Here is an 11271-nt window from a genome sequence, read left to right as displayed (position 1 = left end):
CGAACATCGACTTGGTGGCGCTCAACCCCGAGCGCGACACCACCCTGCGTGCAGGCGCCGTGCCGGCCACCGTCAAACAGCCATTGGCTGCGTGAACGAGGCGACAACTACCTTGACGCGCACCGTCCCTCCGGCACGGTTCGCCTCGCTGCATCGCCAGAAAGCTGACGACGCAGCCCGCGTGACCCAGAAGACCCAAGAGTAAAGTCCATCAACCCCGCGGAAATGTTCCAAGCCAGTGGTACGGGAAACGGGGGCAGGTCAGTGCCAGTGTCGATCTCGTGCTGCTTGACCCATTCATGCAGGGTCTGCGGCACGCAGCCGATCTTGGGGGCAATCGATTCAATGCAGGCCCATAAGGATGGGTACTCGCCTCGGTGTTCCTGCACCATGCGCACGGCACGCTCGCGCACCTCGGGTGAAAAACGGTTGGACTTCTTGCCGTTCATGGCTCCATCTTCTCAGAGTAAGGAGCCTCCACGAAACCCGGGGCGGTTCACGTGGGCGCATCGATGCTTGGCACGTGCGGATTGAGCAGCTTCAGCGCATTGGCAATCTCGCCATAGCGGCGAGTGGGCGGCGTCCAGCCGTAAAGCCGGTGAATGATCACAACGAGGTTTTCACCCGGCTGGACGGTGTACTCGTAGTAGATGGGCGCTGACATGAGAATCCCTGAGTGTCTTGTTGGCGTGAGGTTGCATCATAGGAAAGCCACACGCCAGGAATGTTTCGAATTGTGCAGCGCACCAGCCGCGGCTCCGAAACGGTGCTTTGAGTCGTTTCTCACGCGCGGACGCTGGGTCAGGGAAAACCAGCAGCCCAAGCCGGGGCGGTTCTCGGGATATTGAAGCCTATGGCAGAGTCCAACCGCCAGGGGTTCAGCTTCCAGGAAAACCGCCATGCGCACCGCCCTTGACCTCTTGACCCAGTACGCCGCCTACCATCGCGACCGCCGCAATATCGCCACCCATTTCGTCGGCGTGCCCCTGATCGTGTTCGCGGTGGGCACGCTGCTGGCACGACCCGGCTTCGAGCTGGCCGGGCTGACCCTCTCGCCGGCCTGGGTGCTGTTCGGCCTGGCGGCCCTGTGGTACCTCAGCCGCCACCTGGTGCTGGGCCTGGCCACCAGCGCGGCTGTGGGAGCCCTGATCTGGCTGGGTCACTGGGCTGCCGATGGCAGCACCGGCGCCTGGCTGGCCACCGGCATCGGCGCCTTCGTGGTGGGCTGGATCATCCAGTTCATCGGCCATTACTACGAAGGGCGCAAGCCGGCCTTCGTGGACGACCTCATCGGCCTGCTGGTGGGGCCGATGTTCGTGGTGGCCGAGGCGATGTTCGCCGCCGGCTGGAACCGCGAGATGCTCGCGCGCATCGAGCAGCAGGCCGGGCCCACCATCGTGCGCGACCTGGCCAACGCCCGGCCGTGAATTTCAGCCGCCCCGCTGGGCGGGTGCAGTCCACGGTTGCGGCGGCGGTGGCGCCAGTTCGGGCTCGGCAATGAAGCGCTCGCGCCCGCTGTAGAGCAGAAAGTGGCGCTGTGTGCAGCGCGCGAACAGTGCCATGCCCAGTTGGACGGCCAGACGGTGCCCCATCTCGGTGATCCCCGAGCGCGACACCACGATGGCCACGCCCATCTGTGCGGCCTTGATGACCATTTCGCTGGTCAGACGCCCGGTCGTATAGAGGGTCTTGCCCTGCCCCTCCAGGCCCTGCAGCCACATCCAGCCGGCGATGGCGTCCAGCGCGTTGTGGCGGCCCACGTCCTCGGTGAAAAGCAGGAGTTCGCTGCCGGCGAACAGGGCGCAACCATGCACCGAGCCGGCGCTCTTGTAGATGGTGTCGTGCCGGCGCATCACATCGAGCAGTTCGTACAACGTGCCCTGGGAGATGCGCGTGTCGCCCAACTGGATCCGGTCGAGCTCGTCCATCAGGCCGCCGAACACCGTGCCTTGGCCGCAGCCCGTGGTGACGATGCGCCGCGCGGTGCGCGCCTCGATGTCGGGCACGCCGCCGCGGGTGGTGATTGCGCAGGCGTTCACCTCCCAGTCCACCTGCACGCTGGCAATGTGCTCGATGCCGGGCACCAGGCGCTGATTCTTCAGGTATCCCAACGCCAGCAACTCCGGGTGCGTGCCCATGGTCATCAACGTGACCAGTTCGCGCCGGTCGAGGTAGAGCGTGAGATCGCGTTCTGCGGGCATCTCCACCTCCCGCGGCTGGCCATGCTCGTCGACGACGGTGACCCGGTGCGTGAAACGGGTGGCCGCCTGGCTGAGTTCTGGGCGCAGGTGAGGGCGGGCGGTCATGGACGAAAGCATAGAAGGAACGCCCGCTGCGGCGTCGCTGCGGGGGCCGCAAGGCGACGCAGACCGGACGCGCATCAGGCCTGGGCAGCGGGCTTGCCAGGGGCTTCGCGGGTGCCGGAACGCTGAGCCGGGATCTTGCCCGCCTTGATGTCGCGATACCACAGCTCGTGGTGCTCCTTGGCCCAGGCCTCGTCGACATAGCCGGTCTTCATGGCCTGGTAAGCCCCCTTCATCCCCAACGTGCCCATGTAGATGTGTCCAAGGAAAGCCGCCATCATCAGCACCGCGGCACTGGCGTGGATCATGTGGGCGATCTGCATCTCGCCGCGGGTGTACAGCAGCCCCGGCACGAGCTTGTCGAGCACCAGCCCGGAGGCCACGACGATCAGGCCCAGCAGGAACACCCCGCCCCAGAAGAGAAGCTTCTCGCCGGCATTGAAGCGGTGCGAGGGCACGTGGGCGCCGCTGAACAGGCCGCCGCCCTTGGCCAGCCAGACGAGATCGTCCTTGCTGGGCAGGTTGTCCTTGACGAAGGTGAGGATGACCACGAGCAGCGACACGGCAAACAGCGGCCCGGCGAAATTGTGGATGTTCTTCATTGCATAGGCGAGCCAGCCGAACAGCGTGCCGCCCAGGATGGGCAGCAGGAAGAACTTGCCGAAGGCCATCACGATGCCCGACACCGCCAGCGCGACGAAGGCGGCGGCGTTGGCCCAGTGAGCCGCACGCTCGAAATAGGTGAAGCGCTCGATCCGGCGGCCGGTCTCGGCTTCGCGCAGCCCGATGCTGCCCTTGGTGAAGTAGAACAGCGCGATGGCCAGCAACACGATGAGCAAGAGCGAGCCGCCGTAGGGCAGGATCCAGTTGTTGCGCACCTGCCGCCAAGCCTCGCCGGCGGTGGTGTACATCGACCCGGGATACTGCACGAACGACTGGATCAGCACGCCCTTTTCCACGCCGGGCAGGCTGGTGTAGCCGCTTTGCTGGCCCGACTCGCGCACCGCGCGCCAGAACGGCGCGTTGTTGCCGGGCTGCGAGACCGCACGTTGCGCGTTGGTGTCTTCGGGCTTGGGGTCGGCCGGGGCGACGAAGCCCTCGGGGGCGCCGCTGCCGGTCGCCGGCGCAGCCCCCTGGGCAAAGACGCCCGGCGACCAAGCCAGCATGGCGGCGATCGTCAGGCCCTGGAGGATGCGGAACATGGCGTCTCCTCGATTGCGTGCACTCGGCCCGCTAGTTGATGCGCGAGTACTCGTTCTGCCCGGCCGCACGGCGGCGCATCTGCTCCTGCCAGGCCATCTGGTCACCGGGCTTCCAGTCCGGGGCGACATAGGGGTTGGTCGCCCCCTGCCAGGCCGGGGTGTCGCCGCGTTTGTAGGGCGCCTTGGCGGTCTGGCCGGTCTCGCTGCAGGCGGCCAGCCCCACGGCCAGCAACAGGCCCAGCGCGGTGAGGTGTGGCCGGCTCATGACTTGGTTCCTTCCTTGGCGGGCGACTGGCCGCTCTGCGTGGGACGGCCGTAGGCCGTGCCCCAGCCCCAGACCTCGCTGCCCTTGCCGCGGTGCAGCACCCGGGTGCGGAAGATGTCGGCCACCACATCGCCGTCGCCGCCCAGCAAGGCCTTGGTCGAGCACATCTCGGCGCAAGCCGGCAGCTTGCCTTCGGCCAGGCGGTTGCGGCCGTACTTCTCGTACTCGGCCGCACTGCCGCTGGCCTCGGGGCCGCCGGCGCAGAAAGTGCACTTGTCCATCTTGCCGCGCAGACCGAAGGTGCCGTTGGCGGGGAACTGCGGGGCCCCGAAGGGGCAGGCGTACGAGCAGTAGCCGCAGCCGATGCAAATGTCCTTGTCGTGCAGCACCACACCTTCGTCGGTGCGGTAGAAACAGTCGACCGGGCACACCGCCATGCAGGGGGCGTCGCTGCAATGCATGCAGGCCACCGAGATGCTGCGCTCGCCGGGCAGGCCGTCGTTCATCGTGACCACGCGGCGGCGGTTCACGCCCCAGGGCACGTCATGCTCGGCCTTGCAGGCGGTGACGCAGCCGTTGCACTCGATGCAGCGCTCGGCATCGCAGATAAACTTCATTCGAGCCATGGGGTTCTCCTGTCAGCCGGCCGTCACTCAGGCGCTCGCCCGTTCGATCTGGCAGACCGTGGTCTTGGTCTCCTGCATCATCGTCACGCTGTCGTAGCCGTAAGTCGTGGCCGTGTTGACGGCCTCGCCCCGCACGACCGGTGCCGCACCCTCGGGGTAGTAGCGCAGCAGGTCCTGGCCCTGCCAGTGCCCTGAGAAGTGGAAGGGCAGGAAGACCGTGTTGCGGTCGACCCGCTCGGTGACCAGCGCCTTGACCCGCAGCCGTGCGCCGGTGGGGGTGGACACCCACACCATTTCGCCCGGACGGATGCCGCGGTCGTTGGCCGTGGCCGGGTTGATCTCCACGAACATGTCCTGCTGCAGCTCGGCCAGCCAGGGGTTGGAGCGGGTCTCCTCGCCGCCGCCCTCGTACTCGACCAGGCGGCCCGAGGTCATCACCAGCGGGAAGCGCTGGCCGATGTCCTTGTTCTGGTCCTGCAGGGTCTTGAACAGCGTGGGCAGGCGCCAGAAGGTCTTGTCGGCATGGGTGGGGTACTTCTCGACGAGGTCGGGCCGTGTCGAGTAGATCGGCTCGCGGTGCTGCGGGATGCCATCGGGGAAGTTCCAGACGATGGCCCGGGCACGGGCATTGCCGAAGGGATGGCAGCCATGGTTCTTCATCACCACGCGGATGATCCCGCCTGACAGATCGGTCTTCCAGTTCTTGCCTTCGGCCGCCTGCTGCTCCTCGGGGGTGAGTTCGCCCCACCAACCCAGCTTCTTGAGCAGCACGTCGTCGAACTCGGGATAGCCGGTGGTGATGTCGGCGCCCAACGAATGGGAGCCATCGCCCGCCAGCAGCGACACGCCGTCGCGCTCGACACCGAAGTTGGCGCGGAAGTTGCCCCCGCCGTCCATCACGTGCTTGGAAGTGTCGTAGAGGTTCGGCGAGCCGGGGTGCTTGAGTTCGGGCGTGCCATAGCAGGGCCAGGGCAGGCCGAAGTAGTCGCCGTCGAGCACGTAGCCGGTTTCTTTGTCGACCCCGCCCTTGGCCCTGAGCGTCTTCACGTCGAAGACATTCATGTTGCGCATGTGGGCCTTCAGACGCTCGGGGCTCTGGCCGGTGTAGCCGATGGTCCACACGCCGCGGTTGATCTCGCGCAGGATGGACTCGGGTTCAGGCTCCATCATGCCGCCCTTGCCTGCGACCATCTTGTAGTTCTTGACCAGCTCCTTGCCAAAGCCGAGCTTCTCGGCCAGCTGGTACATGATCATGTGGTCGGTGCGCGATTCCCACAGCGGCTCGATGACCTTCTCGCGCCACTGGATGGAGCGGTTGGAGGCCGTGCACGAGCCCGAGGTCTCGAACTGCGTCGTGGCTGGCAGCAGGTAGACGGCCCGGTTGGGGTTCAGATCCTCCGGCTTGCCGGGCATGGCGGCCATCGCGGCCGTGGCCGAGGGGAAAGGATCGATCACGACCAGCAGGTCGAGCTTGTCCATCGCCCGCTTCATCTCCAGCCCGCGGGACTGGGAGTTTGGCGCGTGGCCCCAGAAGAAGAGGGCTTTGAGGTTGCCGGCTTGTTCGATCAACTCGGGCTTTTCCAGGACGCCATCGATCCAGCGCGACACCGTCATGCCCGACTTGGTCATCATGTTGGGCGCGTAGCGGGACTTCAACCATTCGTAGTCGAGGCCCCAGACCTTGGCGAAATGCTTCCAGGAGCCCTCGGCCAGGCCGTAGTAGCCAGGCAGCGAGTCGGGGTTGGGCCCGACGTCGGTGGCACCTTGCACGTTGTCGTGGCCGCGGAAGATGTTCGCGCCGCCGCCGGACACCCCGATGTTGCCCAAGGCGAGCTGCAGGATGCACGAAGCGCGCACCATCGCGTTGCCGATGGAGTGCTGCGTCTGGCCCATGCACCACACGATGGTCGAGGGCCGGTTCTCGGCCATGGTCTTGGCCACCTGGAAGACCTCGGCCTCGGGCACGCCGCAGACCTCCTCGACCTTGTCTGGCGTCCACTTCGTCATCACCTCCTCGCGCACCTTGTCCATGCCATAGACGCGGTCGGCGATGTACTTCTTGTCCTCCCAGCCGTTCTGGAAGACGTGGTAGAGCACGCCGAAGAGGAAGGCGATGTCCGTGCCGGAGCGGATGCGCACGTACTGGTCGGCCTTGGCCGCAGTGCGTGTGAAGCGCGGATCGACCACGATCATCTTGCAGCCGTTCTCCTTGGCATGCAGCATGTGCAGCATCGACACCGGATGCGCCTCGGCAGCGTTGGAGCCGATGTACAGCGCCGCCTTGGCGTTTTGCATGTCGTTGTAGGAGTTGGTCATCGCGCCATAGCCCCACGTGTTGGCCACGCCGGCCACGGTGGTGGAATGGCAGATGCGCGCCTGGTGGTCGCAGTTGTTGCTGCCCCACAGGCTCATCCACTTGCGCAGCAGGTAGGCCTGCTCGTTGTTGTGCTTGCTCGAGCCCACCACGAAGAGCGAGTCGGGCGTGCTGCTCTCGCGCAGCTGCAGCAGCTTGGCCGAGATCTCGTCGAGAGCCTGATCCCAGCTGATGCGCTGGTACTTGCCGTTGACCAGCTTCATCGGGTACTTGAGGCGGTATTCGCCATGACCGTGCTCACGCACGGCGGCCCCCTTCGCACAGTGCGCGCCCAGGTTGATGGGCGAGTCGAACACCGGTTCCTGGCGCACCCACACACCGTTTTCCACCACTGCGTCGATGGCGCAGCCCACCGAGCAGTGGCCGCACACGGTGCGCCGGACCTCGACCTTGCCCGTCGGTGCCCCCGTGGCTTTGGCCGGATCGGCAGCCTGGGCCTTCTTCACCAAGGTGAGCTGCGAGGCGGCCAGTCCCACGCCCAGCCCAAGGCCGGAGCGGCGCAGGAAAGCGCGGCGATCCATCGTCGGCACGGCACGGGCCACGCCGCGGGCTAGGCTGGCCACGAGCGAGGACGAGCCGCGGACGGCCGGCGTGGCGCTGGAGGATTTGCGGGTGAGCAACATGGTGGCTCCTGACACAACGACTGGAGGCGGCACCGAGACGGATGACGGGGCGCAGGCCGCAGCCTGCTCCCCGCACCGCTCAGACGCGGGCGGTCTGGTAGTAGCGCTGGATGTGTTCCGTCAGCCGGTAGCCCGCACGCTTGTCGGGCTGGGGCTCGCTCTGGCCCCCCGCAGGCGGGTCCTCGCGCACGGGGATGACGGAAGCCACCGCGGCCACCGCGGCGATCGAGCCGGCCCCTGCAAACAAGCGGCGGCGGCTCACGGGTGCTTGAGACGCTTTCATCGTGGTCTCCTGTCGGCGACCGGCTCGGCCCCAGGATGGGGCTCGGCGGTCTTGTGCTATATGCACCCTATGTTATTCCTCTCACCCCCCGTGTAATGCGGGTTTGCGAGCATACGGGCCGCTTTTCGCACCGATTCGGCCTGGCCAGACGCGGCGCGGTGCGTTCATCGTGCATGCGGCGGTGCAGCACTTGCAAACGGCTGAAAGCGCTGTCGTTGGACAGTTCGTTCAGAACGTGCCCGGATAGGCGCCACCATCGAGCAACCAGTTCTGCCCCGTGATGTAGCCGGCCTGCTGGCTGCACAAGAAGGCGCACACCGCCCCGAACTCCTCGGCGGTGCCGAAGCGTCGGGCCGGGATGGCCTGCAGGCGGCGCTGCATCGCCTGGTCGGCGTCGAGGCCGGCCTTGGCCGCACCAGCCGCCAGGGTCTTGCGCAGGCGGTCAGTGTCGAAGGCCCCAGGCAGCAGGTTGTTGATCGTCACGTTGCGTGCCGCGATGGGGCTGCGCGCCAACCCCGCCACGAAGCCGGTGAGACCGCTGCGCGCGCCGTTGGACAGCCCCAGCACGTCGATGGGCGCCTTCACCGCCCCCGAGGTGATGTTGACGATGCGCCCGAAGCCGCGCGCGGCCATGCCGTCCACGGTGGCCTTGATCAGCTCGATGGGCGTGAGCATGTTGGCCTCCAGGGCCTGCACCCATTCCTCGCGGCCCCAGTCGCGGAAGTCGCCGGGCGGCGGGCCACCGGCGTTGTTCACGAGGATGTCCACCTGCGGGCAGGCGGCCAGCGCCGCGGCCCGGCCTTCGGGCGTGGTGATGTCGCCGGCCACGGTGCGCACCTCGGCACGGCCCAACGCGCGCAGTTCGGCCGCCGCCGCCTCCAGGTCGGCCGCGGTGCGCGCGGTCATCACCACGTTCACGCCCTCGGCCACCAACGCCGAGGCACAGCCCTTGCCCAGTCCCTTGCTCGAGGCGCACACCAGGGCCCATTTGCCCGCAATGCCGAGGTCCATCGTCCTATCTCCACTTCGTCAACAACCACACGCCGGCCAGCACCAGCACGGTGCCCGCGGCAATCCAGGGGGTGAAGGGTTCACCCAGCACCAGCACGCCCAAGCCCAGCGTGGACAACGGGCCGATCATGCCGATCTGGGCCGTGGCGGCCGCACCGATGCGTTCGATCGCCATCATCACCATCAGCACGGGCGCCACCGTGCAGGCCGTGGCGTTGAGCACGGCCAGCCAGAGCACCTCGGGCGCCACCACCGCCGCCGACCAGGGGCGCAGCAACGCGAACTGGGCGATGCACAACACGCAGGCCACCATGCTGGCCCAGCCCACCAGCCGCATGGCCCCCAGGCGCTGCACCATCTCGCCGCTGTAGACGAGGTAGACGGCATAGGACACCGCGCTGGCGAACACCAGCAGGCCGCCCAGCAGCACATGGGGCCCTTCGAAGTTCACCTCCTGGCCAAACACCAGCAACACGCCGGCATAGCTCACCGCAATGGCCACGAGCTGGCGCGCACGCACCGGCTTCTTGAACAACACCACTCCCAAAGCCAGCACCAGCGTGGGGTTGAGGTAGAGGATCAGGCGCTCCAGGCTGGCGCTGATGTACTGCAGGCCCAGGAAGTCGAGGAAGCTGGCCAGGTAGTAGCCGCAAAAGCCCAGGCCCCCGATGCCCAGCCAATCACGCCGGGTGAAGGCCGGCTTGCCGCGCCCCGACCACCAGGCCAGCAGCGCAAACAGCGGCAGCGCAAAGAGCATGCGGTACATGATGAGCGTCACCGCATCGACGCCATAGCGGTAGGACAGCTTGACGATGATGGCCTTGCCCGAGAAGGCCACCGCGCCGCCGGCGGCCAGCAGCAAACCCGCGGCCATCGGCGAGCGCCCCGCGGTGTCGTGGGCCGCTGTGCTCAAAACCCGACCGCCTGGCCGTCGCGCCGGGGATCGCTGGCGGCCACATAGCCCTGGACCGCCGGATCACCCAGGCGCCAGATGAACTGGCCCGCACCGAAGTCTTGGTAGGGGTCCTGCAGCACCTCGATGCGGTGGCCCAGCGCCTGCAGGCCCTGCACCACGGCCGGGTCCATCGTGGACTCGACATTGATCGACAGGCCCTCGTTGTAGCGCCAGCGCGGCGCGTCGCAGGCCGCCTGGGGGTTCTGTCCATAGTCGAGCATGCGCACGAGGGTCTGCACATGGCCTTGGGGCTGCATGTTGGCGCCCATCACGCCAAAGCTCATTATCGGCTCGCCCTCGCGCGTGAGGAAGCCGGGAATGATGGTGTGGAAGGGCCGCTTGCCGGGCGCCACCACGTTGGGGCTGCCGGCCTGCAACGAAAAGCCGTGGCCGCGGTTTTGCAGCGAGATGCCCCAGCCCGGCACCACCACACCCGAGCCGAAGCCCATGTAGTTGCTCTGGATCCAGCTCACCATCAGGCCCTGCTCGTCGGCGGCGGTGAGGTAGATGGTGCCGCCGGTGGGCGGGTTGCCGGCACCGAAGTCCTGGGCCTGGGCCGGATCGATCAGCCGCGCCCGGCTGGCGAGGTAGTCGTCATCGAGCATCTGCTCGACGGTGACTTCCATATGGTCGCGCTCGGCCACGTAGCGGTAGGTGTCGGCAAAGGCCAGCTTCATCGCCTCGATCTGCAGGTGTTGCGAGGCCGCCGAGTCGCGCGGCAGCGCGGCGATATCGAAATGCGAAAGAATCCCCAGGGCGATCAGCGCGGCGATGCCCTGGCCCGACGGCGGGATTTCGTGCAGCGTGTAGCCGCGGTAGTGGCGTGAGATCGGCTTCACCCACTCGGGCCGCATGGCCGCGAGATCGGCCTCGGTGAGGGCTGCGCCATGCTGACGCGCAAAGCCCGCGATGGCCGCGGCGATCTCGCCGCGGTAGTAGGCTTCGCCGCGCGTATCGGCGATCAGCCGCAGGCTGCGCGCGGCGTCCTTGAACGTGAAATGCTCACCCACCTCGGGCGCGCGGCCGTGGGGCATGAAGGCCTGCGCAAAGCCCGGCTGGCCCTCCAGCTCGGGCACGGCAGCAGCCCACTTGGCGGCCACCACCGGCGGCACGCAGTAGCCGCGCTCGGCATAGTCGATCGCCGGCTCCAGCAGGTCGGCAAAGGGCAGCTTGCCGAAACGCTCGTGCAGGGCCACCCAGCCGGCCACCATGCCGGGCACGGTGACCGAGTCCCAGCCACGCTTGGGCGGGCGCGTGGCCTGCCCTGCGTGGCGTGCCGCGAAGTACTCGCGCGTCCAGGCCGCCGGCGCACGACCGGCCGCGTTCAGGCCGTGCAACTGCCGGCCATCCCAGACGATGGCGAAGGCATCACTGCCCAGACCGTTGCTGACGGGCTCGAGGATCGTCATCGCCGCCGCCGCGGCAATGGTGGCATCCACCGCATTGCCGCCCTTCCAGAGCATGCGCAGGCCCGCGCTGGCCGCTGCCGGATGGGAAGTGGCCACCAGGTTGCGGGCGAAGACGGGCAGGCGCAGCGAGGGGTACGGCGTGTCGTAGAGGAAAGGTTTCATGGCAGGCCTCGGCCGAATCATCGGATGATTATGCGCGGCCCGGCGCCGCCCTGCAGCA

11 protein-coding genes and 1 pseudogene are annotated in these 11271 nt (G+C 67.4%); 1 reads left to right on the top strand and 11 read right to left on the bottom strand.

Annotation, left to right across the window (positions count from 1 at the left end; genetic code table 11):
- Positions 1 to 266: 266 nt before the first annotated feature.
- Both AC1ECW_RS11020 and AC1ECW_RS11015 read right to left on the bottom strand, forming a co-directional pair.
- Positions 267 to 449: pseudogene (locus AC1ECW_RS11020) on the bottom strand (transposase); the annotation flags it as partial.
- Between the two features lie 47 nt (positions 450 to 496).
- The gene (locus AC1ECW_RS11015; protein ID WP_481201833.1) at positions 497 to 664 is read right to left on the bottom strand and encodes a hypothetical protein; all 168 of its coding nucleotides are present in this window, start codon (positions 662 to 664) and stop codon (positions 497 to 499) included.
- A 235-nt stretch (positions 665 to 899) separates the two neighbouring features.
- On the opposite strand from AC1ECW_RS11015, the gene AC1ECW_RS11010 reads away from it, so the two are divergent.
- Positions 900 to 1427, top strand: a complete 528-nt coding sequence (locus AC1ECW_RS11010; protein WP_481201832.1) for an Mpo1 family 2-hydroxy fatty acid dioxygenase — start codon at positions 900 to 902, stop codon at positions 1425 to 1427.
- A gap of 3 nt (positions 1428 to 1430) precedes the next feature.
- On the opposite strand, the gene AC1ECW_RS11005 is transcribed toward AC1ECW_RS11010, so the two are convergent.
- The 9 genes from AC1ECW_RS11005 to AC1ECW_RS10965 form a co-directional block, all read right to left on the bottom strand.
- Positions 1431 to 2306, bottom strand: a complete 876-nt coding sequence (locus AC1ECW_RS11005; RefSeq protein WP_409704176.1) for a formate dehydrogenase accessory sulfurtransferase FdhD — start codon at positions 2304 to 2306, stop codon at positions 1431 to 1433.
- A 74-nt stretch (positions 2307 to 2380) separates the two neighbouring features.
- On the bottom strand, positions 2381 to 3505 hold the full coding sequence (locus AC1ECW_RS11000; protein WP_481201831.1) for a formate dehydrogenase subunit gamma: 1125 nt from the start codon (positions 3503 to 3505) through the stop codon (positions 2381 to 2383).
- 31 nt (positions 3506 to 3536) lie between these two features.
- Positions 3537 to 3770 carry a hypothetical protein gene (locus AC1ECW_RS10995; protein WP_409704172.1) on the bottom strand — a complete coding sequence of 78 codons (234 nt, stop codon included), beginning with the start codon at positions 3768 to 3770 and terminating at the stop codon, positions 3537 to 3539.
- A complete protein-coding gene (fdh3B, locus tag AC1ECW_RS10990) occupies positions 3767 to 4396 on the bottom strand; it encodes a formate dehydrogenase FDH3 subunit beta (protein WP_409704170.1) in 630 nt (209 codons plus the stop codon). Before fdh3B ends, AC1ECW_RS10995 begins: the two co-directional genes overlap by 4 nt.
- Before the next feature lie 27 nt (positions 4397 to 4423).
- Positions 4424 to 7393 (bottom strand): formate dehydrogenase subunit alpha, encoded by a 2970-nt coding sequence (locus tag AC1ECW_RS10985; protein WP_409704168.1) that lies wholly within the window; start codon positions 7391 to 7393, stop codon positions 4424 to 4426.
- Between the two features lie 79 nt (positions 7394 to 7472).
- Positions 7473 to 7676 (bottom strand): formate dehydrogenase, encoded by a 204-nt coding sequence (locus AC1ECW_RS10980; RefSeq protein WP_481201830.1) that lies wholly within the window; start codon positions 7674 to 7676, stop codon positions 7473 to 7475.
- Between the two features lie 228 nt (positions 7677 to 7904).
- Entirely contained in the window at positions 7905 to 8687 is a 783-nt protein-coding gene (locus tag AC1ECW_RS10975; protein ID WP_409704164.1) for an SDR family oxidoreductase, read from the bottom strand.
- Between the two features lie 4 nt (positions 8688 to 8691).
- The gene (locus tag AC1ECW_RS10970) at positions 8692 to 9561 is read right to left on the bottom strand and encodes a DMT family transporter (RefSeq protein WP_409704184.1); all 870 of its coding nucleotides are present in this window, start codon (positions 9559 to 9561) and stop codon (positions 8692 to 8694) included.
- Positions 9562 to 9596: 35 nt separating this feature from the next.
- Positions 9597 to 11213: a gamma-glutamyltransferase family protein gene (locus AC1ECW_RS10965; RefSeq protein WP_409704162.1), complete on the bottom strand. Its 1617-nt coding sequence runs from the start codon at positions 11211 to 11213 to the stop codon at positions 9597 to 9599.
- Between the last annotated feature and the right edge of the window lie 58 nt (positions 11214 to 11271).

The organism is Caldimonas hydrothermalis, from assembly GCF_056746695.1.
This window is presented reverse-complemented; position numbering and strand designations above follow the sequence as displayed.

Excerpts from the sequence above, each read along its gene's own strand:
- AC1ECW_RS11015 (WP_481201833.1), bottom strand. The coding sequence starts at position 664 with ATGTCAGCGCCCATCTACTACGAGTACACCGTCCAGCCGGGTGAAAAC.
- AC1ECW_RS11010 (WP_481201832.1), top strand. The coding sequence starts at position 900 with ATGCGCACCGCCCTTGACCTCTTGACCCAGTACGCCGCCTACCATCGC.
- AC1ECW_RS11005 (WP_409704176.1), bottom strand. The coding sequence starts at position 2,306 with ATGACCGCCCGCCCTCACCTGCGCCCAGAACTCAGCCAGGCGGCCACC.
- AC1ECW_RS11000 (WP_481201831.1), bottom strand. The coding sequence starts at position 3,505 with ATGTTCCGCATCCTCCAGGGCCTGACGATCGCCGCCATGCTGGCTTGG.
- AC1ECW_RS10995 (WP_409704172.1), bottom strand. The coding sequence starts at position 3,770 with ATGAGCCGGCCACACCTCACCGCGCTGGGCCTGTTGCTGGCCGTGGGG.
- fdh3B (WP_409704170.1), bottom strand. The coding sequence starts at position 4,396 with ATGGCTCGAATGAAGTTTATCTGCGATGCCGAGCGCTGCATCGAGTGC.
- AC1ECW_RS10985 (WP_409704168.1), bottom strand. The coding sequence starts at position 7,393 with ATGTTGCTCACCCGCAAATCCTCCAGCGCCACGCCGGCCGTCCGCGGC.
- AC1ECW_RS10980 (WP_481201830.1), bottom strand. The coding sequence starts at position 7,676 with ATGAAAGCGTCTCAAGCACCCGTGAGCCGCCGCCGCTTGTTTGCAGGG.
- AC1ECW_RS10975 (WP_409704164.1), bottom strand. The coding sequence starts at position 8,687 with ATGGACCTCGGCATTGCGGGCAAATGGGCCCTGGTGTGCGCCTCGAGC.
- AC1ECW_RS10970 (WP_409704184.1), bottom strand. The coding sequence starts at position 9,561 with ATGGCCGCGGGTTTGCTGCTGGCCGCCGGCGGCGCGGTGGCCTTCTCG.
- AC1ECW_RS10965 (WP_409704162.1), bottom strand. The coding sequence starts at position 11,213 with ATGAAACCTTTCCTCTACGACACGCCGTACCCCTCGCTGCGCCTGCCC.